This window comes from Paradesertivirga mongoliensis, assembly GCF_024436395.1.
GTDB classification, from domain to species: domain Bacteria; phylum Bacteroidota; class Bacteroidia; order Sphingobacteriales; family Sphingobacteriaceae; genus Paradesertivirga; species Paradesertivirga mongoliensis.
In genome coordinates this window covers 1,035,161-1,057,626 of sequence record NZ_JAFMZO010000002.1, presented here as the reverse complement: position 1 = coordinate 1,057,626, position 22,466 = coordinate 1,035,161, and the positions used below count along the sequence as shown (strand labels likewise).

The 22,466-nt window shown below is 40.3% G+C and carries 25 protein-coding genes and 1 tRNA gene; 8 read left to right on the top strand and 18 right to left on the bottom strand.

Features of this window, described 5'->3' with window-relative positions:
* Positions 1-110 precede the first annotated feature (110 nt).
* The 5 genes from J3P43_RS10745 (at position 111) to lacZ (ending at position 8,543) form a co-directional block, all read left to right on the top strand.
* Positions 111-1,664, top strand: coding sequence for a right-handed parallel beta-helix repeat-containing protein (locus J3P43_RS10745; RefSeq protein ID WP_255902096.1), 1,554 nt, complete (start codon positions 111-113; stop codon positions 1,662-1,664).
* A 2-nt stretch (positions 1,665-1,666) separates the two neighbouring features.
* The gene (locus J3P43_RS10740) at positions 1,667-2,977 is read left to right on the top strand and encodes a BNR repeat-containing protein (RefSeq protein ID WP_255902094.1); all 1,311 of its coding nucleotides are present in this window, start codon (positions 1,667-1,669) and stop codon (positions 2,975-2,977) included.
* Positions 2,978-2,988: 11 nt separating this feature from the next.
* Entirely contained in the window at positions 2,989-4,122 is a 1,134-nt protein-coding gene (locus tag J3P43_RS10735; RefSeq protein ID WP_255902092.1) for a glycoside hydrolase family 88/105 protein, read from the top strand.
* Between the two features lie 2 nt (positions 4,123-4,124).
* A complete protein-coding gene (locus J3P43_RS10730) occupies positions 4,125-5,117 on the top strand; it encodes a glycoside hydrolase family 43 protein (protein WP_255902090.1) in 993 nt (330 codons plus the stop codon).
* A 282-nt stretch (positions 5,118-5,399) separates the two neighbouring features.
* Complete coding sequence (gene lacZ, locus J3P43_RS10725) at positions 5,400-8,543, top strand: beta-galactosidase, LacZ type (protein WP_255902088.1); 3,144 nt, start codon at positions 5,400-5,402, stop codon at positions 8,541-8,543.
* 113 nt (positions 8,544-8,656) lie between these two features.
* On the opposite strand, the gene J3P43_RS10720 is transcribed toward lacZ, so the two are convergent.
* The 5 genes from J3P43_RS10720 to J3P43_RS10700 form a co-directional block, all read right to left on the bottom strand.
* Positions 8,657-9,106, bottom strand: a complete 450-nt coding sequence (locus J3P43_RS10720) for a GNAT family N-acetyltransferase (RefSeq protein ID WP_255902086.1) — start codon at positions 9,104-9,106, stop codon at positions 8,657-8,659.
* A gap of 198 nt (positions 9,107-9,304) precedes the next feature.
* Complete coding sequence (locus J3P43_RS10715) at positions 9,305-9,811, bottom strand: MFS transporter (protein WP_255902084.1); 507 nt, start codon at positions 9,809-9,811, stop codon at positions 9,305-9,307.
* A 59-nt stretch (positions 9,812-9,870) separates the two neighbouring features.
* Positions 9,871-10,245 (bottom strand): response regulator, encoded by a 375-nt coding sequence (locus J3P43_RS10710; protein ID WP_255902082.1) that lies wholly within the window; start codon positions 10,243-10,245, stop codon positions 9,871-9,873.
* Positions 10,246-10,425: 180 nt separating this feature from the next.
* Positions 10,426-10,563 (bottom strand): hypothetical protein, encoded by a 138-nt coding sequence (locus J3P43_RS10705; protein WP_255902080.1) that lies wholly within the window; start codon positions 10,561-10,563, stop codon positions 10,426-10,428.
* 203 nt (positions 10,564-10,766) lie between these two features.
* Positions 10,767-10,973 (bottom strand): hypothetical protein, encoded by a 207-nt coding sequence (locus tag J3P43_RS10700; protein WP_255902078.1) that lies wholly within the window; start codon positions 10,971-10,973, stop codon positions 10,767-10,769.
* Positions 10,974-11,196: 223 nt separating this feature from the next.
* Here J3P43_RS10700 and J3P43_RS10695 point away from each other — a divergent pair, with 223 nt between their 5' ends.
* Entirely contained in the window at positions 11,197-11,574 is a 378-nt protein-coding gene (locus tag J3P43_RS10695) for a response regulator (RefSeq protein WP_255902076.1), read from the top strand.
* 78 nt (positions 11,575-11,652) lie between these two features.
* Entirely contained in the window at positions 11,653-11,922 is a 270-nt protein-coding gene (locus J3P43_RS10690) for a hypothetical protein (protein ID WP_255902074.1), read from the top strand.
* A gap of 25 nt (positions 11,923-11,947) precedes the next feature.
* Here J3P43_RS10690 and J3P43_RS10685 read toward each other — a convergent pair whose 3' ends face one another.
* The 5 genes from J3P43_RS10685 to J3P43_RS10665 all read right to left on the bottom strand — a co-directional run bounded on the left by J3P43_RS10685 (position 11,948) and on the right by J3P43_RS10665 (position 16,411).
* Positions 11,948-13,777: a PAS domain-containing protein gene (locus tag J3P43_RS10685; protein ID WP_255902071.1), complete on the bottom strand. Its 1,830-nt coding sequence runs from the start codon at positions 13,775-13,777 to the stop codon at positions 11,948-11,950.
* 319 nt (positions 13,778-14,096) lie between these two features.
* Positions 14,097-14,426 (bottom strand): JAB domain-containing protein, encoded by a 330-nt coding sequence (locus J3P43_RS10680; RefSeq protein ID WP_369414794.1) that lies wholly within the window; start codon positions 14,424-14,426, stop codon positions 14,097-14,099.
* A gap of 592 nt (positions 14,427-15,018) precedes the next feature.
* Positions 15,019-15,447, bottom strand: a complete 429-nt coding sequence (locus tag J3P43_RS10675) for a hypothetical protein (protein ID WP_255902068.1) — start codon at positions 15,445-15,447, stop codon at positions 15,019-15,021.
* Between the two features lie 65 nt (positions 15,448-15,512).
* Complete coding sequence (locus tag J3P43_RS10670; RefSeq protein WP_255902065.1) at positions 15,513-16,094, bottom strand: permease prefix domain 1-containing protein; 582 nt, start codon at positions 16,092-16,094, stop codon at positions 15,513-15,515.
* Positions 16,058-16,411 carry a PadR family transcriptional regulator gene (locus J3P43_RS10665; RefSeq protein WP_255902062.1) on the bottom strand — a complete coding sequence of 118 codons (354 nt, stop codon included), beginning with the start codon at positions 16,409-16,411 and terminating at the stop codon, positions 16,058-16,060. Before J3P43_RS10665 ends, J3P43_RS10670 begins: the two co-directional genes overlap by 37 nt.
* Positions 16,412-16,683: 272 nt before the next feature.
* Between J3P43_RS10665 and J3P43_RS10660 the strand changes: the two genes are divergently transcribed.
* Entirely contained in the window at positions 16,684-17,928 is a 1,245-nt protein-coding gene (locus tag J3P43_RS10660; protein ID WP_255902059.1) for a hypothetical protein, read from the top strand.
* 93 nt (positions 17,929-18,021) lie between these two features.
* Here J3P43_RS10660 and J3P43_RS10655 read toward each other — a convergent pair whose 3' ends face one another.
* From J3P43_RS10655 to J3P43_RS10620, 8 genes are all read right to left on the bottom strand, one after another.
* On the bottom strand, positions 18,022-19,149 hold the full coding sequence (locus J3P43_RS10655) for a TlpA disulfide reductase family protein (RefSeq protein ID WP_255902056.1): 1,128 nt from the start codon (positions 19,147-19,149) through the stop codon (positions 18,022-18,024).
* Positions 19,150-19,731: 582 nt separating this feature from the next.
* On the bottom strand, positions 19,732-20,136 hold the full coding sequence (locus tag J3P43_RS10650; RefSeq protein ID WP_255902053.1) for a hypothetical protein: 405 nt from the start codon (positions 20,134-20,136) through the stop codon (positions 19,732-19,734).
* A gap of 51 nt (positions 20,137-20,187) precedes the next feature.
* Complete coding sequence (locus J3P43_RS10645; RefSeq protein ID WP_255902050.1) at positions 20,188-20,445, bottom strand: hypothetical protein; 258 nt, start codon at positions 20,443-20,445, stop codon at positions 20,188-20,190.
* A 452-nt stretch (positions 20,446-20,897) separates the two neighbouring features.
* Positions 20,898-20,971 (bottom strand) — tRNA-Ala (locus J3P43_RS10640).
* A gap of 290 nt (positions 20,972-21,261) precedes the next feature.
* Positions 21,262-21,444 (bottom strand): hypothetical protein, encoded by a 183-nt coding sequence (locus J3P43_RS10635; RefSeq protein WP_255902047.1) that lies wholly within the window; start codon positions 21,442-21,444, stop codon positions 21,262-21,264.
* A gap of 106 nt (positions 21,445-21,550) precedes the next feature.
* Positions 21,551-21,784: a hypothetical protein gene (locus J3P43_RS10630; RefSeq protein ID WP_255902044.1), complete on the bottom strand. Its 234-nt coding sequence runs from the start codon at positions 21,782-21,784 to the stop codon at positions 21,551-21,553.
* Positions 21,785-21,986: 202 nt separating this feature from the next.
* On the bottom strand, positions 21,987-22,148 hold the full coding sequence (locus J3P43_RS10625) for a hypothetical protein (RefSeq protein ID WP_255902041.1): 162 nt from the start codon (positions 22,146-22,148) through the stop codon (positions 21,987-21,989).
* 10 nt (positions 22,149-22,158) lie between these two features.
* On the bottom strand, positions 22,159-22,365 hold the full coding sequence (locus J3P43_RS10620; protein ID WP_255902038.1) for a hypothetical protein: 207 nt from the start codon (positions 22,363-22,365) through the stop codon (positions 22,159-22,161).
* Positions 22,366-22,466: the final 101 nt, after the last annotated feature.

Here is a 22,466-nt window from a genome sequence, read left to right as displayed (position 1 = left end):
CCGCTGCGGTTAAGATCTGCTATTACTAAGACTCTCCCCTATATAAAAATTGGTTATAACGGTATGCCGGCTCCCAACCGGCTGCCATTTTCATCTTTAAATTTAATGTATTGAAACTTATCCATCTATTACTCCTGGTGTCATCTATGTGTTTTGCCGGAAAGCTTTCCCCGTTGCAAACTAATATATATTATGTCGATGCTATCGAAGGCCAGGATACAAACACCGGCACATCTGCTGAGCAAGCCTGGAAATCACTGTCGCGGGTTAACAGCCACAAATTTAAGCCCGGGGACAAAGTCCTTTTTAGAGCGGGAAGGATTTATGAAGGGCAGTTTAAGCCTTCGGGCTCTGGTGCTAAAGGTAGTCCTATAAAGGCCGATAGTTATGGAGAAGGATATAAGCCGCGCCTGCAGGGAAATGGAAGAGTTGCAGCTACCGTGCATTTATACAACGCAGAATATTGGGAGATACAGAATCTTGCAGTGTCTAATCAGGGTGCCGGGCGCAGCCCGAAGCGTTATGGGGTACATGTCGAGCTTAAGGATTTCGGTACTGCCCGGGATATCGTTTTAAAAAACCTCGATGTACACGATGTAAACGGGAGCCTGATTAAAAAGGAAGGCGGAGGCGCAGGTATAGTTTTTTCCAATTCGGGAGACAGCATCAGGTCTAATTTTAACGGTCTTACGGTGGAAAGTTGCACTTTAAGCCGTACTGCAAGAAACGGAATTCTGATTAACGGCAACTGGGAGCGAACCGCGTGGCTACCTAACCTGAATGTGGTGATTAAGAAGAATCTGCTTGAAGGTGTTCCCGGAGATGGAATCGTCCCGATAGGATGTGATGGCGCTTTGATTGAACATAACGTAATGCGCGACTGCCCCCGGCTTCTGCCAGATGGTGAAGCAGCAGCCGGCATATGGCCATGGAGTTCAGATAATACTATCATTCAATATAACGAGGTAAGCGACCATAAGGCCCCCTGGGATGCTCAGGGCTTTGATTCTGACTGGAATTGCAGGAATACCGTTATCCAATATAACTATAGTCACGATAATGAGGGCGGATTTGTTTTGATCTGCGATGACGGGGCAGCCGACAAACGGTGGAGCGCCGGCAACACCGGTACCATCATCAGGTATAATCTCAGTGTAAACGATGGCCTGCGAAACACCGGGAAGCACGCCGGGTTCTCTCCGGTTATCCATATTGCCGGTCCGGTGAAGAATACTATGATTTACAATAATGTACTATATATTACCAGCAAGCCGGCCGGTGTGGATAGTGCCTTACTGGAAATATCAGACTGGGCAGGCTTTGCCGACAGTACAGTATTCGCAAATAATATTTTTTATGCCAAAGGCAAGGTAAAGTATAGGCTAAATAAGGGTAATCGTATTATATTTGAGAATAATATCTATTACGGTACGCACATAGATAGACCTAAAGACCCGTTCGCTATAGTTTCGGACCCCGCTTTTATGATAAAAGAAGCGCCTGGCAGGCCAGGTTTTTATAGCGGGCAAAATTTTCGGGTATCAAGCCGTTCGCCCGCAATAGCAAAGGGTAAAATAATGACAAAGGATCCGGTAAAAGATTTTTTTGGAAATACCGTAAAGCAAAATGCCAGGCCATCAATCGGTCTGCACCAGGTAAATTAATTATGATCCAAAGATTGAGTATATTATTTCTATTTATCGCCAGTGTTTCTGTTGCTCAGATTCAACCTGAGATTAGTATTACAGATGTAGGTGAAGGTTGGGCAAATAACTCGGTAAATGCCATCATTTTTAGAAAGAACTCGCTTGTCACTTATCGGGATACACAGTTCATTGCCTACTACAACCAAGCCAGGTACATGGTGCTGGGCAAGCGGAAGGTAGGACAGTCTGACTGGATTCTGAAACAAACGCCTTTTCAGGGAAATACAAATGACGCGCATAACTCCATCAGTATCATTGCCGACGGCGACGGGTATCTTCACGTTTCATGGGACCATCACGGACACCCTTTACGATATGCGAAAAGTCTTAGTCCCGGGTCTCTGGATTTAACGGAAAAGCTTGCCATGACTGGCGATGATGAATCGAATGTTACATATCCCGAGTTTTATGTTATGCAGGATGGTAACTTATTGTTTTTGTATCGCAGCGGTTCATCTGGTCAGGGTAATCTGGTTGCGAACAAGTACAACTATAGAAACAAAACATGGGCGCGCCTTCATAACAATCTGATTAGTGGAGAACGGGCAAGAAATGCCTACTGGCAGGCTTTTGTAGATCATAAAGGTACTATTCATGTTTCCTGGGTATGGCGCGAAAGTCCTAATGTGGCGAGTAATCATGATTTAGGGTATGCCTGCTCCAGAGATGGGGGGCTTACCTGGCAAAAATCGAACGGAGAAAAGTATGCGCTACCCATAACGCAAGCGACTGCGGAATATGCCTTTAAGATCCCTCAGAACAGCGAGCTGATTAATCAAACTTCTATGTCTGCCGATAAGAAAGGAAACCCTTTTATCGCCACATACTGGCGGGAGGCGAACTCTAAGATCCCGCAATATCACATAGTTTACTACGGTAAGCAAGGCTGGAATGTATTAAACCTGGATTTCAGAAAAACTGCTTTTTCGTTAAGCGGAGGCGGAACCAAACGGATTCCCATATCCCGGCCACAAATTATGATTAACAACAAAAAATCCCGTCCAACAGGATTATTGCTCTTTAGAGATGAAGAGCGTGGAGGGAAAGCCTCTGTTGTGAAGATAAAGAATTTTCAAAAGAACAAATGGAATGTGTTCGATCTAACAGAATCTTCCTTAGGATCCTGGGAGCCCACTTTCGATACCGAATTATGGAATAAGAAGAGAATACTCAATTTGTTTATTCAGAACGTGCAACAGGTAGATGGAGAAGGCAAAGCCGATATTCCAGCTCAAATGGTGCGTGTGCTGCAATGGAAACCAGATTTTTAATCAAATAACCAATGAAATTTTTAAAACTACTATCAATACTCTTCACAGGCGCATTGTTCTCCGCATGTCAGGTTCAAAAAGCAAAGGTTGGAACGTCGGAAGCAGAAGTATTAAGCATGATAGAAAAAGTAAATGGCTACTGGCAGTCTAAAAACACCCCCAAGGAGCGTGCTTTTTGGGATGTTGCGGCCTATCATACGGGAAATATGGAGGCTTACGCGATTACAAAAAATGAAGCTTACCGCAATTATTCTGAGCAGTGGGCCGAACATAATCAATGGATGGGAGCCAAATCGACTAATAAAGCCGAGTGGAAATATTCTTATGGCGAAAAGGATGATTATGTGCTCTTCGGCGACTGGCAGATTTGTTTTCAAACATATATTGATCTTTATAATCTGGATAAAGACGAGAAGAAGATTGCACGTGCAAAAGAAGTAATGGAATATCAGATGAGTACCCCCAAAAATGATTATTGGTGGTGGGCAGACGGACTCTATATGGTTATGCCTGTAATGACCAAACTTCATAAAGTAACGGGCAACAAACAATATCTTGAGAAACTTCACGAGTATTTTACTTATGCAAACAGTATTATGTACGATCAGGAGGAGAAACTGTACTTCCGTGACGCAAAATATGTTTATCCTAAACACAAAAGCACCAGCGGCAAAAAAGATTTTTGGGCCAGGGGCGATGGATGGGTATTTGCAGGTTTAGCAAAAGTGCTGAAAGACCTTCCCCGAAATGATCCACACAGGGAAGAGTATATTTCGAAATACAAAGGAATGGCTGAAGCCATAAAGAAATCCCAGCAGCCAGAAGGATATTGGACACGCAGTATGCTTGACCCCTTGCATGCACCCGGACCCGAAACCAGCGGAACCGCGTTTTTTACATACGGAATGCTTTGGGGTATAAATAATGGCTACTTAAGCAAGAAAGAATACCTTCCCGTGGTAGTAAAGAGCTGGAGTTACTTAACAAAAATTGCTTTGCAGCCAGATGGAAAGATTGGCTATGTTCAGCCCATAGGTGAGAGGGCGATACCAGGCCAGGTGGTGAATCAAAATTCCACTTCAAATTTTGGTGTAGGCGCGTATCTTTTGGCAGCCTCAGAGATGTATAGATTTCTCAATAAATAGTAATGAGAGTGAATCCAAAACTTTTCCAGGCCTTCGTATGGCTGTTGGTCATGCAATCTTTTACGGCAGTGTATGCTCAAAAACCGGCTAAAAAGACTACAGCCTATTTATTTGCTTATTTCACCGGGAATAGCAAAGATGGCGAAGCAATTAGATTTGCCTTGAGTGACGATGGGTATCGTTATAAAGCCTTGAATAATAACCAACCCATTCTTAGTTCTGCCAAAATAAGCTCAGAGGGGGGCGTGCGCGATCCGCATATATTGCGCGGAGCTGATGGGAAGACCTTTTATATGGTTGTTACCGATATGGTTTCGGCAAAGGGATGGAATTCAAACCGCGCTATGGTGTTGTTAAAATCAAAAGACCTGGTAAACTGGACCTCCAGCGTGGTAAATATTCAAAACAAGTTCCCTGGAAACGATAATTTGCTTCGTGTGTGGGCTCCTCAAACCATTTACGATCCCGAGGCAAAAAAATACATGCTTTATTGGTCCATGAAACATGGGAAGGATCCTGATAAGATCTATTATGCTTACGCGAATAGTGATTTTACAGATATCGAGACCAGTCCCAAACAGCTTTTTATAAGCCCTACCAATGGTGGTTGTATTGATGGCGATATTGTATTTAAAGATGGGAAGTATCACCTGTTTTTTAAAACAGAAGGCGCTGGTTCTGGAATAAAAATCGCCGTTTCGGATAAGCTAACAGAAGGATATGTGTTGCAGGATAGATATGTGCAGCAAACTAAGGATCCGGTAGAGGGCTCCGGTGTTTTCAAATTAAATAATGAAGATGCATATATCCTGATGTACGATGTGTACACCAAGGGTAAGTACCAGTTCACCAGGAGTGCCGATCTGGAGAATTTCAAGGTTATCGATAACGAAGTTTCAATGGACTTTCATCCCCGCCACGGAACCGTAATGCCGATTACACGGAAGGAAGCTAAGCGATTAATGAAAAAGTGGCCCTCATCGGCACAGAAGTAGTTGCCTTGTGCTATCTTTTGTCGGTACTTGGAAATAGTATCAACATAGATTCCTTGTCAATAAAGCGGATGCAATTGTATGATCATCTTTCGTAATCGAAAAGCTGACAAATAAGTCTGAGTGCTTTGCGATTGCAGCGTCGGCTGCCGGTTATTGTTATCAAAGGGCCTGTATTGAACATTTACCACCTCAATAAGATGAATTTTACCCCTTTATTTACGAGTCGCTATGGCGTCGTTATAATGGGTTTTATGTAATATCGTGTCATAATATTTTAGAATAATGAAGATATTTTCTAGCAAACTGATTCTCTGCCTGGCATTCCTTTTTGCCGTTCACCAATTTGTGTTTGGACAAAGCCAAAACAATGAGTGGGAAAACCCGTCTGTGCTCGACTTTAATAAAGAAAAGCCACACGCTACTTTTATGCTTTATAGCGATGCCACAAATGTAAAGGCAGATAACTATTCAAAATCTCCCTATCATCAATCGTTAAACGGAAAATGGAAATTTGTCTACGTAGACAAATATGCCGATCGGATAAAGGACTTCTATAGAACTGATCTTGATGATAAAAATTGGGCCGACATTCCTGTACCCTCCAACTGGGAGCGTAAAGGCTTCGGCATCCCGATTTATACCAACGTTACCTATCCGCATCCCAGAAATCCACCCTTTATTGGTGAAAACAATCCGGTAGGAACGTATAGAAGGTCTTTTACAGTTCCAGAGCAATGGGATGGACAGGAAATATTGCTGCATTTCGGCTCGATTACCGGATATGCCCAAGTGTACGTTAACGGGCAGAAGGTTGGGATGACGAAGGTGTCAAAGTCGCCGGCCGAGTTTAATGTAACCAGGTTTTTAAAAAAGGGGAGCAACCAGTTAGCGGTTCAGGTATTCCGCTGGCATGACGGAAGTTACCTCGAAGATCAGGATTTTTGGCGTCTCAGCGGTATTGAGCGCGATGTATACCTTACTGCGATGCCAAAGGTAACTGTATGGGATTTCTTTGTGAAGGGAGATTTGGATGCGCAATACAAAAATGGCTTGTTTTCGGCTGATGTGGATTTGAGGCAGTTCGCGGGTAATACTAATAAAAATGGTGTACTTACGGTTCAATTGTTTGACAGAGCGGGAAGAAGTGTGTTCTCTCAGAGTAAGGATTTCTCTTTTGCGAATGACACGATGAAAACGATTAGCTTTTCAGGCTCGATAAATAATCCATCAAAATGGAGTGCCGAAAATCCTTATCTGTATGATTGCGTAATTTCCATGTCGAACGGGCAGGGAGCTATAGTTAGACATACTGGCTTAAAAGTTGGGTTTCGTAAAGTTGAGATCAAGAATGCTCAGCTTCTGATTAACGGTGTTTCGGTTTATTTCAAAGGGGCAAATCGCCATGAGCACGATGATGTGGAAGGGCACGTGGTGAGTCGTGAGTCGATGATCAAAGATATTCAATTGATGAAACAGTTTAATCTCAATGCGGTAAGAACCAGCCATTACCCTAATGATCCGTTATGGTATAAACTCTGCGACCAATATGGTTTGTATTTGGTTGACGAAGCTAACATCGAAACTCATGGTATGGGAGCGGAGTTTCAGGGAGGCTTTGACAAATCAAAACACCCAGCTTATCTGCCAGAATGGGCTCCAGCGCATACCGACAGAATCCGGCGGATGTTCGAGCGTGATAAAAATCATGCATCGGTTGTTATCTGGTCTATGGGAAATGAGTGCGGAAACGGACCGGTGTTTTATGATGCTTACAAATGGCTGAAACAGCGCGACCCAAGGCCGATTATGTTTGAGCAGGCAGGCGAAAATTCCAATACAGATATTGTTGGTCCGATGTATCCGGGTATAAATTCCATGGAATCATATGCTGCTGCCAAAAAGGAGAGGCCTTATATTATGTGCGAATATTCGCATGCAATGGGAAACAGCAACGGAAATTTCCAGAAATACTGGGATATTATTATGAGCAGTAAACATATGCAGGGAGGTTTTATATGGGATTGGGTAGATCAGGGAATGCGCTCCACTACCGCCGATGGTCGCACATACTGGGCTTATGGAGGCGATCTGGGAGGATATCATCTTCAAAACGATGAGAACTTCTGTGCAAATGGGCTGGTGTCAGCAAATCGGATCCCTCATCCCGGCTTGTATGAGGTGAAAAAAGTTTATCAAAACATTCTTTTTAAAGCCAGGGATTTGTCAAACGGGATAATTTCCGTTCAAAATTTGTTCGATTTTACCAATCTTGATAAGTACAACTTTAAGTGGGAATTATACCGTAACGGCGAAAAGATAAAGGAGGCGCCGTTTACAGTAAGCCTTGCTCCGCATCAAACTAAAGACGTGAAGTTAAAGGTTCCGATGTTTAAGTCGCAACCTGGGAGTGAATATTACTTAAATGTTTTCGCTTACACAAAAACTCCCACAGAGCTGCTTGATGCTGGCCATGAAATTGCTCGTGAACAGTTCAAAAAAGCCGGAGACTATTTTGCCAGCGAACAGAAGTCTGACGGAAAACTGCAGGTTACGAAAGAAGGGAATAAAGTATCTTTTTCGACGGGAAATATAAGCGGTGAATTTGATACCCGCACCGGCAGACTAACCCGGTATACTTCGAAGAATAATGGGCAATGGGCCATTCGCCAGTTTCCTGAGCCTTACTTCTGGCGGGCACCAACCGACAATGATTTCGGAAGTAAAATGCAGATCAATCTGGCCATCTGGCGCTCTGCCCACGTCGATAGAACTGTTAAGAGTGTCGTTGTAGGCGAATCTACAGCTGCCGGTTTGCCTATAAATGTTCAATATGAGCTATCAGGAATCGCGGTGCCTTATACAGTTGATTATCTGATCCAAAACGATGGATCGATCAAAGTAACTGCGTCTATGGATATGACTGGTCGAAATTTGCCAGAACTGCCCCGTTTCGGTATGAGAATGGAATTGAACAGAAACTACGATCAGCTGGCGTACTATGGTCGCGGGCCATGGGAAAATTATAGCGACCGGAATACTGCTTCATTTGTTGGTATTTATAAAGACTTGGTAAAGAACCAAACCACCTGGACGTATATCCGTCCCCAGGAAAGTGGTTATAAAACAGATGTAAGGTGGCTAAGTCTTACTAATAGCGAAGGCAAAGGCTTGTTGGTAGAAGGAGTGCAGCCGCTTTCCTTCAGCGCATTGAACAATCCGAGCGAAGATTTTGATCCCGGAGCCGGCCAATACAAAAAACAGCAACATCCTACAGATATAAAGCCACGTTCGGATGTTTTTCTGAGCATCGATTTAAAACAACGTGGCGTGGGTGGCGACAACAGCTGGGGTGCTTTACCACATCGCGAATATAGGTTGCTGGATAAAAAATACACTTATAGCTATATTTTGAAGCTAATAGATTAGTATAAATTCGTATAAGGAGTCCATCTCTTGTAAGGGATGGATTCCTGCTTTTGGGGAGATACGAAAAAAGAGAATCATGGCCGGGCATGCCAGATGAGTGTTTGGAAAGCAGATTATAACTTTTTCCCCATGCAAATGCTGTTCGCAATATGAAGGTAAGGCCCGAAAGCTGCAATCTTCTCAAATCCGTGTTTTTCATACAGCTTAATTGCCTCGGGTTGCTTGCTTCCGGTTTCCAAAACTGCATTTCGATAAAGTAGCTCTTTCGCCCATCTGGTAAGTGCCTCTATCATTAATGAAGCCACTCCGAATCCGCGAAAATAAGGGTTGACGTACATGCGTTTAATTTCAACCGTATCGTCGTTAAGTTCTTTGAAGCATCCGCACCCTACGGTGATGTTTGTGATTTGAGCAATAACAGCGGTATCTAAAGCGTTCAACTGGATGTTCGTATCGTATTTATAGTCAGCGTTGCTGTAGCGGTTTATTAGGTCGTTATCCAGCTCAAGAATCAGATTTTTAAATCGTTTATCATCACTTGTGGTTCTTACTATCTCTATCATGCCGTTATTTAGTTAAATACAAGCGATAAATAAAATTTATACTATAAATATCGAAATTTATTACGCTATTTTCAATAATTGTTGGGTTTTATTAATAATGGTTTGAAATTTTATTAGATAAATTTAATTGTACTCGTTTTGTCGGCAAGTATTTAAGGCTTTTGTCTACTTAGACGGCGAATTGAAAAGGTTTATTGCCTATTCCCAAAAAAGTAGTGAATACAATAGAATGTAAAACCCGGAAATAATTAAAATTATGCCAGTCATCAAGGATGCGCCCGTTCTGAAAAATAAAGTTATGATTATGCCGGCTATCAGCATAAGCAGTCCGCAGAGAAAGTAAACTCGTTTTAACGCGAATGACTCGGGGGCTTTTCGAACGTCTTCGCGAATTTCGACATCGGGCTTTAAGGGCTTGGGTTGTAAGGTGTCTTCGCTATTGGAATCACGCCGAATTTGCGGGGTTTTCGGGCTTCGGTTGATGCGTTGTGTGTTGGTTTCGCTTACGACAGGTTTTCGCGACCGCAGCTTTTTCTTAGCCTGCAGGCGAGGCTGCGTCTCTAGTTCAGAGAGATCGACCCTTGGGACTACGATGACTTTTATAGCAACAGTTTCAACAGCGGCCGTGTCTTGCAATGGCGCAATTCCGGCTTGCGCCCCATAGAACACCAGAGTAAACAAAACAATTACCGTCTGTTTTAACATCAATGTTAAGTGTAAACCTATTACTTAATAGGCCCAGACGAAGAATTACTTGCTGTTGCCTACTTGTTATTTATAGTCATTAGATAGGCGTCTTCCATAATCCGTTCAAACTCATCTAAATCAAACGGTTTTCCTATTGATAAATCGGCGCCTGCCTCTTTTGCCAATTGAGTAATGTTATCGTTAGCCGTAGAATAAACTACGGGGATCGAATGATACACCGGATGGCTTTTTATGCTTCGCGTTGCCGCGATTCCTCCAGTGTCGGGAATCCAATTATCCATTATAATTACCGATGGATTGGAGCTTTCGATCTGCTCGATTATTCCATTTACGTGTTCGGATGTGATCACCTCCCATCCGGCTCCGGTAAGCACCAGGTCCAAAACTTCCAGGATTTCCTTGTCATCATCACAAACTAAAACTCTTTTCATATAGTACGATAGATTATAAATACCTTAACTGATCTAACTTCACAGCTTCCCCAATATCAGTTAACGATTATTTGGTTTTTTTGATGTTGTACTAAGGTATAAAAAAAGCTAAATATTGATGATTTAAAATTTTCAATGAAATCATTGGAATGCTGGAACACAAGGATCGGCCCTGAAGTGTCAGGCCGCCTGCGACGGACGGTTGCCCGATTGTTTCTCTTGCTTTTTCTTAAATCTGGATAAGTCGGCCTTAAGCTTAAAAAGCAATTCCAAATCAATCAATTTCTCAATAACTTTTGTAGAATTGTATTTATTCATAGCTCTCGTTTTTAGCATATATACTAATTACATGCCAAAAGCGTTTTAGCTCGTTTCTGAGAGAGAAACCTGTTTGTCAATTTTCTGAGTGTACTAAATTGCGGACGTTTCGACGGTTCTCGAGATCGTTAATATGAAACACGTGATAAAAGCAAAACGCCGGTGTTATCTCCCGGCGTTTCTTCTATTGGATTTAATTTTTCTCAATCGGTACTTTTATACAAGTTATAAAGTATCGGGATATTGCCGATCATCGCAAAAAGAACTATGCAGATCACGGTTATTTCGAGTGATGAACTGGCTGTTGCTACAAAATACATCATCTCCAGCAATAGGATAACTCCGATAAGCGCTGTGATCCTTTTGGCGAAAAGCCAGGCTCGTGGTGTTTCAGAAAGTTGATAAGTCATATCATGAAATTTAGTTCGACCAATGTTTATGATTAATGGTTAAGGTATTGATTATATAAAGTTAACGCTATGATAATAAAAATGTTTTATAGGGGCTCTATACGAACAGCGCAACTTTTTTTAAATCTGAGCGAACCGTATAATACTTGTTGGAACATTTAATTACCGGTTACGTAATACAGATATTGAGCTTTGAATGTATGTGGCTCATTAATAAAAGACCATGATTATAGCAATTGTTGATGATGATCCGCTTCAGCATTATATTCTGAAAAACATGGCAGCCTCTTTAGAACCATCGCTAACATTCATTAGCTTTTTTAATGGGAAGGAAATTCTGGATTATCTGAATCAGGATAATTTGTTACTCTACCCCGATGTTATTCTCCTCGATTTAAAAATGCCCTTTAAAGATGGTTGGGGGGTTCTTGAAGAATTCAATTCTTTTAAAACCGCTGTGAAAGATAATATAAAAGTATACATCTGCACCTCATCAATTGATCCCGACGATGCCGCCAGGGCTTCGGGAGTTGCTCCCCTGCTGCGAAAGCCTGTTAGCTATGAAGATCTTATCAGGGTAATAACTGAGAGTGGTAAATAGGAGTGTAAGGTTTGTTAAATATTTGTTGCAACTTGTATTGGTAATTGTTAACTTCAGTTCCCCTAACCAATTATTTTTATGGACAAAGTTTACACAACTCCTGTAAAATCGAAGCCCAGTAATTCTGAAAATTTTGAAGTAACATATGTAGACGGTGATGGTGCTGTTATTCATGGCCTTGTAAAGCAGATAACCTACAGCGACTTTCAGGTCTATATTAAAGAAAAGGATGTGATCATTCATTGCACGAAAGATGAAGATGGAACTTTATCGTGTAAGTTGAACAGTCATGGCAATCCTGGCTGGGTAGACGGCGTGAGCGGGGAGGTGGCTAAAAAGTTAAGGTAATAAGTCTATTTTGGAGGATCGAGTACTATAAAGGGAGTGTAAACCAGAAAGTGCTTCCATTGCCAGGTTCGCTATCCACAGCAATTTGTCCGCCGTGCCTGGATATGATCTCTTTGCATATAAAAAGCCCTAATCCGAGGCCTGATATCTGGCTGCCGGAAGAATCCACCCTGTAATAACGGTCAAACAAATGTTGTTTTTTCTCTGCCGGGATGCCTGGGCCGTAATCCATTACCGACACTTTTGCGTATTCACCTGTTTTTTCAATACTGATGGTAATCTCCTTCGATTCCGGCGCATATTTTACGGCGTTGTTGACTAAATTAACCATCACCTGGTCAATTCGGTGTGGATCTATGCAGGCCGATAGATCAAGGTCGCCGACGGTTTTGATGATATAGTTATCGGCTCTTACATGTTGACAACAATCATTCATTAGCTTAGACAATACAACATCTTCCTTATTCAGACTCAATTGCCCTTCGTTAAGTTTGGTAACATTCAAAAGATCGTCTACCAGAAATCCGAGTTTATCAATACTTTTATTAGACTGATCTACGAATCTGGTAAGTATTTCCGATTCCGGAGTTCTCTTAATTAATCTGCTGATGAACTGTAAAGATGCTTTTAAAGTGGTTAGAGGAGTTTTTAATTCGTGACTTGCTATTCCTATAAAGTCATCTTTTTGCTGCTGAAGCTGCTTTTGTTCATTAATGTCGGTGCAGGTTCCAAACCACCTTATTATCTGGTTCTCTTCGTTATAAATAGGTACCGCCCTTCCTAAAACCCAAAGATATTCGCCAGTGCTTCCATTCTTTAATCTGTACTCTACTTCATAGGTGTCGCCTGTGGACAACGAATGATTCCATTTCTCCCAAGCGGCGAGGCGGTCATCAGGGTGAAATAAATCTGCCCATCCCTCACCCTTAACCTCGTCGTAGGTGGTGCATGTAAATTCATACCACCGCTTATTATAATATTCGTGATATCCCTGAGCATCTGTCACCCACACCATTTGAGGCATTGAATCTGCTATTTGCCGCAATTCTCTTTCACTTTCTTCGACTCTTTTTCGGGCCATTACCTGTTGAGTGACATCCACACCGATGGCCATCACGCCTATAATGGTTCCGTCCGAGTCTTTCAACGCTTCGTATACAAAATTTAAAAATACCTGTTCAATCTTACCGTTTCGGGGCAGGTCCGCAGGTCGTTCAAGCGCAGTAAATGTATTTCCGGTTGTTAGAACGTCGTCGAGAAGCTGCTCAAAACCCTGTCCTTTCGCTTCGGGTAGTCCATCAAACAGCGGCTTTCCGATAATTGATTTAGACACTCCCCAAAGCTCAATCATCTTCTCATTGGCGATATCAACAATCAACGACGAACCCTTTAAGATGCAGATAGCTACAGGCGCCTGCGCAATCATATTTCTGAGATCTCTTTGGCTGTCTTCGACTGCTTTTCTTGCGTTAACAAGCTCGGTTACGTCAGTCGCATTACATAAAACACCCCAAATGGCTCCTTCCTGATTTCGCAAGGGTTGATAGGTGAATTTGAAATAAAACGTTCTGAGCACGCCGCCCACTTCCAGATCTGCTCTGTCGTTTTCAGAATGATAAGGAACGCCGGTTCGATAAACCCTTGATAGCAGGTCGGGGAAAGCTTGTCCGCTCAATTCTGGTACACCCTCAAGAATAGGTTTGCCAATTACCGCAGAAGTTTTGCCCCATGCATTTAGAGTGGCTTTGTTTGCATATTCAACCACAGCATTTTCTCCGCTACATACATATATCGGATCAGTTGAAGCTTCGAAAATATCAAAAAGGTGACTTTGAAATAGAGTGGTAAGCGGCACTTTTTTTATTTATTAAAGAGTATGCGAATTTAAATGTTTTAGCTTTATTAAGAAAGGCGAATAAGAGAAGCTGGCGTTCCTGATCCTTGCGTTCCAAAGCGCTTAATAGATTTCAAGTAGGGAAGGGTATTGGTTTTTCTGATGCCCAAAATGTTTTTTATCTTTCCTACGATCTTAAACACCTGTTTAATTCCAATAAAAAAAGCCCATTCTGAAAACGCGTTGTCGTTTCAAAATGGACAAGCTCTTGTTCTCTTATTCCGGAGTCAACAAAGGTGTAAACAATTTTAAAGCTTAAAATAAAGGTACGCTTTAGCCTTTATATCACCCCTTCATCAGCAAAACTAAAGTAAGATTCAGAAGTCAAGATCATATGATCTAATACTGCTATATCCAGCAGTTCTCCAGCACTCTTCAACTTCCTGGTTAGATTGATATCAGCTTGACTTGGTCTTAGACTGCCACTCGGGTGATTATGACTCAGGATTATTCCAGATGCTGTACTTTTCAATGCTGCTGCAAATATCACTTTTGGATCAGCAACAGTTCCAGAAATTCCACCTGTAGTGATCTCCATCATTCCAAGAACTCGATTAGCTCTGTTCAGAAGCATTACTTTAAAAGTCTCGATAAACTCGATGGTTTCCAATGCTTCTGGAGTACTTGAAATGCGTCTGATGATTTAGTAATTTTTGGTCTTTCTGATGCCTTGACTTTTGATTTGTAGATTAGTTGCACCTCGGCAACTGTAAATAGGTTTTGTTCCGTAACGTTATGATTAATTGTTTGGAACTCACCCAGGCTAAGAGAAACCAAGTGCAAAAGGAAACGGAATAAATGGACATAAGAGGGTTGGATTGCAGGGTTTATGCCGTAGTCTTTTGTACGCTACAGCAGCTCTTGCCTAACTTTGTGTAAACTATTAATGATTAGCCTACCCATCCTTTAAACACAAGCAATCGGTAACCTTCAGAAAAAACATCGTAGAAGTTATCATGGAAATTATAATCTCTTTAATGCTTGTAGTGGTGCTTGTTATGATCTATGACTTGATAACTGCACCAATTGTTGATGAGAATGAAAATCTACTAATCTCAGACACAAACAGTAAAGAAGAAATCGGTTTTAGCTACGAAAAGATTATCCTTTAATCTTCCACTCATTACCCCGCACATTTTTTATCCTATTCTTTTACTTATATACCCTGGTAAAAGAAAATGTAAGTGCCACCTGATCTTCTTCTATACTTCTAGTGATCTAATCCGCTTTGCTGACTTGAGTCCAGCTACTTTTCCAAGAATTATTCCCACTAGCATAAACGAAACATAATAAGGTGTATTAAACCTCGATTCGGTAATGTCTGCCTGTATACCAGCAATTAGTTCTATAGCCACTCCAAAAAACATTGCTATTGATAGGTATCTATTGAATCTACCAGTTGAGTTGTAAAATGCAATAAGGAATGAGGCTGAGAAATATACAACAGCAAAAATCAGCGCACTAAGCCCAATTGCATCTGTACCTATACTTCTTGTTGATGCTGCAAGCAGCTCCAGTACAACACTAAACACTACCAGGAAGACAGTTGATGGCTGCTCAAATAATGTTTTCAATTTCAGGTTCTCAGTCTTGTTAATGCTAAATGTTAAACTGACAGCTCCGCCAATCATACTTAATAGTGCTAAGTAATAGCTGAACTCGGCTAGATCATTGCCGAATTCACGAATGGGATAGGTTAAGGCGACGCCAGCGCTCTTTTTGTAAAGCGGAGTCCCGGTATTAATATTAGTAAAAGCGGGAGAAAAAACGGGATAAATGAGAGACAGACAATACGTAGTGTGTTATACTGAACCTGTTTCTCTATAAACTGCGAGATTTCATTTTTCTTTCTAGCTATATAGAAAACAAAGAAGGTAACTAATAAATGAAAGATCGTTACAATGAGAGTGCTTTCAATTGAAGAGCTGTAAATCGTATAAACAGTTAGATAAAACATTCCCACACACAGCAAAAAAAGAGAGGGCAGTGAATAACACAGGTTAAAACCTATAATCAAGTAGGCCCATATTCCATTCATTTTTACAGAAGCATTAACCTTACTGTATTCTTGAGTGAGAACGTCTTCGTTACCAAGCCGCTTACAAGCTATAATGAATGCTTCTTCTTCAGACAGCCCTCGGTTTATCAATGAATCTGTTGCATCATAGAGATGTGCAGACAGCTCTGCTGCGTCAGAGTTGGTAATACTACCCTGATTCTTTATGAAGCCAATATAATTGTCTACAGATTGCTTGAGGTTGAAAGTGGAAGGTTCCATAGTTTATGTATGAGTTGGCTAACAAAGTTTAATTGAGAATACTGTTGTTCGAGTTCTTGTGTTCCATTGGAAGTAAGCTTATAGTATCGTCTTTCTCTTCCGGAATCAGCCTTTTTCCATACACCTTCGACCCATTTTTTGGCTTCCATCTTTTTCAACACGGGATATAGCGTGCCTTCAGCAACTGCCATTTGCCCACCAGACTTTTCCCGGAGCTCCTGTATAATCTGATAGCCATAACTTTCCTGTCTTCTAAGTATTATCAATACTAGAGGAGCAAGGGAACTGGCCATCAAATCCTTATTAAGTTCAATCACAGAACAAACATACTTAGAAGTTCTAAGTATAGCAACAATAATTAACTATTTTCGACTGATTATAAATTATATTAGAACTAGCTATCTATGAGGTAAGCCTTTTAACTAAGATTCTTAAGCAGGTAGTTACGCTTCAGCAGGCTAAAGCTTAACTTTGTGAGAACTAATAATGATAACAACTTCCTTTCTAATACTTATTTATAGGCTTTAAAGGCTATGGGGAAACACTTTAGGTTGTCACCAATTTAATTAATATCTTGATAGCTGTTTAAATGACGACAAATAGCCCAAGCCTTTACTGGTCCTTTGCTGAAAAGCTAGCATTCAGATTCGCCTTTATTCTGTTCTCGCTATTCATAGTATTCTTTAATAATGGCGTGTTTCCGTTCTTTAATGTTATCGTTGGTGAAATTGCTGCAAATATCGTTATCTGGCTTGCCAACGGTGTGCTTGGCATGAACTACATTCCCTCCATTAAACCTAGTGGGAGTGGAGACACTACACACCATTACGTTATACTACTATTCATCTCTATTCTTTCCTTAACTAGCTGTCTATTATGGACTTTAATCGATAAAAAAAGGAACAATTACAATAACTTATTTTATTGGTTAAGTGTAGGTGTGAGGTTCTATCTAGGAATTATGCTTATCCATTATGGCCTTATAAAAGTAATCAAGATGCAATTCGGATCTCCGGATCTGATGCGTTTACTAACTCCGTATGGCGATTCTTCACCAATGGGACTAGCTTGGACATTCCTCGGCTTCTCTGACGGCTACAACGTTTTCATGGGGATTGCAGAATTGCTCTGTGGATTACTATTGTTTAGACGTACCGTTACTATCGGGGCTATTATCGCACTAATGGTTTCTGCGAACGTTATGGCTATCAATTATTTTTTTGATGTTCCCGTAAAGATATTGTCCACTGCGGTGGTTATAATGAGCCTTTTCCTCCTGGCACCCAACTTTACTCGTCTGATTGACCTTTTCTTTAAAGGTAAGCCTACCTGCCTTCAAGTTCTGGGGCCTGCCTTGATACCGAAAAAATGGTTCTTATATGGTACACCTATAGTCAAATATCTCTTCATAGCATATTGCATATTACCAGCAGTCTTTTCTGTTCTTGAACGAAGGCACAGTTATGGAGACGGAGCACCAAAATTACCACTGTATGGGATATATATTGTTGATTCTTTTAAATCAGAATCACCAATAATAAAATGGGACAAATTAATAATTCAGCGGAGCACATATTCAGCAATACAATTGGAGAATGACGATACTGAGTATTGCAATATGTCTGTGGACACGGTTAAGCACCAACTGGAAATTGTTTTCAAGGATGACTTGAACACTCGTCATCAATTCAGTTATCATGCTCTTGATTCCGACAACTTAGACCTCGTAGGTACATATTTCGATCAGAGAATAGTAGTGAAATTAAAAAGAAAACGTCTTGAATTAATAGAAAGACCGTTCAATTGGATTAGCGAAGATCCATATAATCGATAGTAAGAAGTAACTGCACATTTTTTTAACTACTCCTTTCTTTATATATCCTTTAAAAAGAAAACGTACGAACATACCTAGTCGTTAACTTAACTGCTACCTAATATTTCCTTTTAAAAAGGCTTCTAATTCGACAGGACTAATGTTCTTTGACACTATTTCTTGGTCAGAGTTTAGTAGGAAATTTGTAGGGAACGCATTTATTGAGTATCTGGAAGCATTTACACCATCTGTATCCCAATATTGCGGCCAGGCTAAATTATGTTGAGCGATAGCATTCCTCCACTGTAATTCATATTTCCTCTTATCGGTTGAAATACCAATAATCTCAAACCCTTTATCATGAAATCCATTGTATATTGAATCCAACTTGGGGAACTGAGCAATGCATGGGCTGCAGTTACTATACCAAAAGTCTACTAGAGTAAACCGGTGCTTACTTGTAGCTTTGAGAGGCTGTTTGTCAAGATTGAACACGTTCATCTCTGGAAATCTTTTACCGACCGCCAAGGATCGCCCAATAGAAAGTCTATTTGCGAGTTGTCTACCAGTAAAAGTAGCTTTCAATGTAGGAGATAGCTTTTCAAAAGCAGTATCAAAGATTGGTTCATAACCGGAAAAAGACGCTATTTGTACAAGCTTCCATAGGCCCAAGTATGAACCTGGATGGGACGCAATATAACGCATCAATATACTGTCACTCTGCTGATACAACTCATTCTGAGTCTTCCTCAGTACAACTTCGATATTTTCAGGAACTTTTCCATCGTAAGCCTTCCTCAGACTATCCCAATGATGGTAAAACATATCGGATTTGATTTTACTTGCCTTGAAGGCACTTAAGTAATCTCCATAATACTCTCTCATCACTTCATTGTTAATAACAGGAGTTTTGCGAAAGTCATTTATATCCAATTTCAAAAGTTGTTTACCCTTATCGATCAAAAATAACCCAGAAATCATGTTCCCATTGTACTTTGCCATTACTCCCTGAGGATAGGATAACGTTCCTGCAAGGGTAAATTTCCCATTTTTTACTTCAGATTTACTGTGAATTCGGCTTGGGTAGTAACTAGAATCGCCCAATGTAATTAATTCAATTGAGCCTGTATCTGCGTTGATTGATCCGTTTATGATAAACTGTTCGACCTTATCTTGAGCGTAAGCAACACCGAATGTGCCTATGAAAATTATTATGAACTTAAAGACAAGTGATGGTTTCATGCTTTCTGTTTGGGTTAACTACCGCTAATCTATAAGATCAAATGAGGTATTATCTGTATTTTAACGTTTTTTAACAAGTTTGTCCAAGCTACACATTCATATGTAAGATGCTCAACCTCTACGTTAAGATGCACATTTTATTACCTGTCTGTGTAGTTATATACCCTTGTAAATAAAAACGTGTGATCTATGTTGGTCTATTTTATTTAAACGGAAGGGCTGTTGAATTAAATCTGGTAGAGCCTCAATCTATAAATCAATTAACCCGTTTTATCTTAGGTAATTGGTTTTTATACATTTCAGGACTCCACTTCATTCCCCGTTGTCTCACGTACTCAGACAAAGGTTCAACTTCAGCACGTCTTTTATCGACATTGTTTGGATCAACCAATGGTAGAACACACCATAATTTGGTGTGCTGGTTATATCCAACTTAAGTTCCATAGATTTACAACTTGCCCAGACGTATTGCTACTCGATCTTCCAAAAAGGTAAGGTCGCTTCTGCTAGCATTACCTAGCTTTGCTGCCTCTCTAACTATAGGCAGATACTTTTGTTGCGTTTGCAACTTCGAGTGTTGAATTACCAAAAATAACGCTTCATTTGCTTTACTCCCCATTTTGTCAATACCCAGCCAGCCGTATTTATCCAATATTTAGAGACTTTAATAAGGTCGATACTGTCCTTGTAATGCATAGCCTTTACAAGACTATCTACCAACGATTGTGATGAGTTTGCATATTCGCTTGCCTTTAAGTAGGCGTTTCTGACGGCTTGGTCTTCATCGTGTATTTTAGATAACTCTTCTCGAAGCTGTTCAAAATCGTGAGAATAGCCTGTAACAGTTATAAGCGAAAGATAATTATTAAAAAGGTGAAAATTTTCATTTAAGTTAAAGTTTACTTTAAGCAAATTCCTACACTTCACTTCAAAATCAAGGTTTATATACCCTGGACTAGTAAGTGTAGGAAGACTAAGCATGCTCATCTTTGAGCTACTTACTTAAAAGCAAACCATTCAGAGACTTACTTATAGCTGCTATGACTTCTTGTATATAATTTTCGAAATACCTAATCCTATTAACCCTATTACCATCGCACACGCTAGGTCAAGCAAAAAATTTACAGGGTAAAAATGATGTGCTTCATACTCATACATTGAGGGAATTGCACTTTCATGTTTATAGAAATGATTTGGAAAGCCATACACCGTCACATAATCTGTTGAATGAATAAACAGAGAAATAGCTGTTAAAAGTAAGAAGCCAATAAGAGTGCTTATTAAGAAAGTTTTCATCTGTATTTATTTACAAGGTAAGCCTTTTAAATAAATTTTATTATCACCAACTGCTCACTTTCTAAAGAAGCAGATCTGACATCTTTCACATCAACAATGTGCTTTTGTCTACAGGAATCTAATGCTCGACCTTCCTTTACTGCTTCAACGAAATGATCTGGATTTGTCACCTTAATTACTTTTATTGCTAACTCTTTTGAAGATAAGGGTCAAAGCATAAGTTACTTACTCTGTCATGAGTTACTCTTAAAGCAACAGCTTATTCATTAGTTGCTAATTTTTTTGTAGTCTTTAATACAATTGCTACGGAAGCCAAAATCAAGTATTATGGCAGTATTTCATTCTATTTTGGGTGAAACATGGGTGTAAACAAAGGAGTCAACAACCACTTCCTGAAACTAAAAAAAGCTCTTCAAAAACCTATCAAAAGGCCTCTAAAGAGCTTCTAGTTGTGGAGAATATCGGAGTCGAACCGATGACCTCTTGCATGCCATGCAAGCGCTCTAGCCAGCTGAGCTAATCCCCCAATGAGGTTGGCAAAAGTAATCAAAAGTTGATAAGTGGCAAATAAATATTGGAAATAGGCGTATATGAAATTTTCATCATTTTTTTCTAAAGCTAACGGATGTATTCCATCAGTCAGTAAAAGAAAAGATCTTCAAACGGGGAGAATGAAGACCTTTTTAACTAACCAATTATAAACCTGAGACAAATATAACAACTAGGCTATAATGTCTACAGTGATCTAAAATATTTAACAAACATTTAACATACGTTGAACTGTAGTCCGCCGGCGTTCAAGGTCCGAAAAACAGATCAGTCTTCTAATTTTGAAACTTTTTTATCTTTTTGTCGGCCGGAAGGCTCATTTTCATCAGCCTGATCTTCCTCCGAAGTGGGCGAGATTGGGTTTTCATCGTCGTCAACTTCCGGAGCATTTATGAGGTCATAAATCATCCAAAGTAATCCGATGATCATCACGGAGATTATTAATTGCATTACGTTTTCCTATAGAAACAACTTCTACGAGCCAATTTTAAATAAGTTCGGCTAAATATAGGGAAACTTAGGAATAACGCTGAAAAGCAAGGGAAACGACAGGGGCCTACATTCTGAATCGTAACGATACGGAACGCCCCAGGGCCTGGATGAATTCGGGATCTATAGCTTGTGTGCCACCTTTTTGAACCCAAACTTTCCTCTCATCTTTCACCATGTCGATAGTTTCACCGTTTAGCACAATTTGTAGCTCCGTAGTTGATTTGTTAATCGCAGAACTGTTATTTATATGGTAGACATAATCTTTATCGTTATATGTAATCCGCATTGGTAAGGCCATAGATGTATTTTTATTCTGTACAATTTTTTAAATGCTCACCTGGCTCAAATTAGCAGGGCATTTCTCCTTATCAAACGGCGCACCAAAACATTATTGTGCATATACAAAAAAATAGTCCTGCTTTTGGCAGGACTATTTTTTCTTGTTGTTTAACTGAGGGAAAAAGAACGAGTGTGTAAATTCTTAGGTAAATGATGATATTTTATGCAACCTGAAGCCCATCGTTTGATTTAGGGCGCAAGGTTTTTATAATGTTGTTTTTGGTGTTTTTTAGTGCGTCTAACTCTTGTGATAAGATGTTCAATAATTGTTTGTCAAATCTTTCACTTAATTTGATGATTGTAGGTTTTTCTTGCTTCTTCATATTTGTGTTTTTAGGTTGTGGATTTTTTTTCTTTATCTTCTTCGCCTTCCTCAGGCTCGCTTAAGTTGTTTTTTCTGCGTTCGGCTTCATGCTTTTGACGCAGAAGCTGTTCGACGTCTCTTTGATCTTCTGCCTTTTCAGGGTTCGAAGGATTTTCCCAATCTTGCCCTTTTTCAGTAGACTCATTCGGGATTTTAATTTTATTAACTACTGTCATGCTATGTCGCTAATCTGAGTTAAGCTATTCCATTATCGTACCAAAGTATTTAATAGTCTACCAAAACCCCTTCTAAGACGTAAGGGCGTGGTTTTTTAGCG

Bases quoted from the DNA above. Each gene is read 5' to 3' on its own strand.
- J3P43_RS10740 (WP_255902094.1), top strand. From the start codon at position 1,667: ATGATCCAAAGATTGAGTATATTATTTCTATTTATCGCCAGTGTTTCT.
- J3P43_RS10735 (WP_255902092.1), top strand. From the start codon at position 2,989: ATGAAATTTTTAAAACTACTATCAATACTCTTCACAGGCGCATTGTTC.
- J3P43_RS10730 (WP_255902090.1), top strand. From the start codon at position 4,125: ATGAGAGTGAATCCAAAACTTTTCCAGGCCTTCGTATGGCTGTTGGTC.
- lacZ (WP_255902088.1), top strand. From the start codon at position 5,400: ATGAAGATATTTTCTAGCAAACTGATTCTCTGCCTGGCATTCCTTTTT.
- J3P43_RS10720 (WP_255902086.1), bottom strand. From the start codon at position 9,106: ATGATAGAGATAGTAAGAACCACAAGTGATGATAAACGATTTAAAAAT.
- J3P43_RS10715 (WP_255902084.1), bottom strand. From the start codon at position 9,811: ATGTTAAAACAGACGGTAATTGTTTTGTTTACTCTGGTGTTCTATGGG.
- J3P43_RS10710 (WP_255902082.1), bottom strand. From the start codon at position 10,245: ATGAAAAGAGTTTTAGTTTGTGATGATGACAAGGAAATCCTGGAAGTT.
- J3P43_RS10705 (WP_255902080.1), bottom strand. From the start codon at position 10,563: ATGAATAAATACAATTCTACAAAAGTTATTGAGAAATTGATTGATTTG.
- J3P43_RS10700 (WP_255902078.1), bottom strand. From the start codon at position 10,973: ATGACTTATCAACTTTCTGAAACACCACGAGCCTGGCTTTTCGCCAAA.
- J3P43_RS10695 (WP_255902076.1), top strand. From the start codon at position 11,197: ATGATTATAGCAATTGTTGATGATGATCCGCTTCAGCATTATATTCTG.
- J3P43_RS10690 (WP_255902074.1), top strand. From the start codon at position 11,653: ATGGACAAAGTTTACACAACTCCTGTAAAATCGAAGCCCAGTAATTCT.
- J3P43_RS10675 (WP_255902068.1), bottom strand. From the start codon at position 15,447: ATGATTGGCGGAGCTGTCAGTTTAACATTTAGCATTAACAAGACTGAG.
- J3P43_RS10670 (WP_255902065.1), bottom strand. From the start codon at position 16,094: ATGGAACCTTCCACTTTCAACCTCAAGCAATCTGTAGACAATTATATT.
- J3P43_RS10660 (WP_255902059.1), top strand. From the start codon at position 16,684: ATGACGACAAATAGCCCAAGCCTTTACTGGTCCTTTGCTGAAAAGCTA.
- J3P43_RS10655 (WP_255902056.1), bottom strand. From the start codon at position 19,149: ATGAAACCATCACTTGTCTTTAAGTTCATAATAATTTTCATAGGCACA.
- J3P43_RS10650 (WP_255902053.1), bottom strand. From the start codon at position 20,136: ATGAGCATGCTTAGTCTTCCTACACTTACTAGTCCAGGGTATATAAAC.
- J3P43_RS10645 (WP_255902050.1), bottom strand. From the start codon at position 20,445: ATGAAAACTTTCTTAATAAGCACTCTTATTGGCTTCTTACTTTTAACA.
- J3P43_RS10635 (WP_255902047.1), bottom strand. From the start codon at position 21,444: ATGCAATTAATAATCTCCGTGATGATCATCGGATTACTTTGGATGATT.
- J3P43_RS10630 (WP_255902044.1), bottom strand. From the start codon at position 21,784: ATGGCCTTACCAATGCGGATTACATATAACGATAAAGATTATGTCTAC.
- J3P43_RS10625 (WP_255902041.1), bottom strand. From the start codon at position 22,148: ATGAAGAAGCAAGAAAAACCTACAATCATCAAATTAAGTGAAAGATTT.
- J3P43_RS10620 (WP_255902038.1), bottom strand. From the start codon at position 22,365: ATGACAGTAGTTAATAAAATTAAAATCCCGAATGAGTCTACTGAAAAA.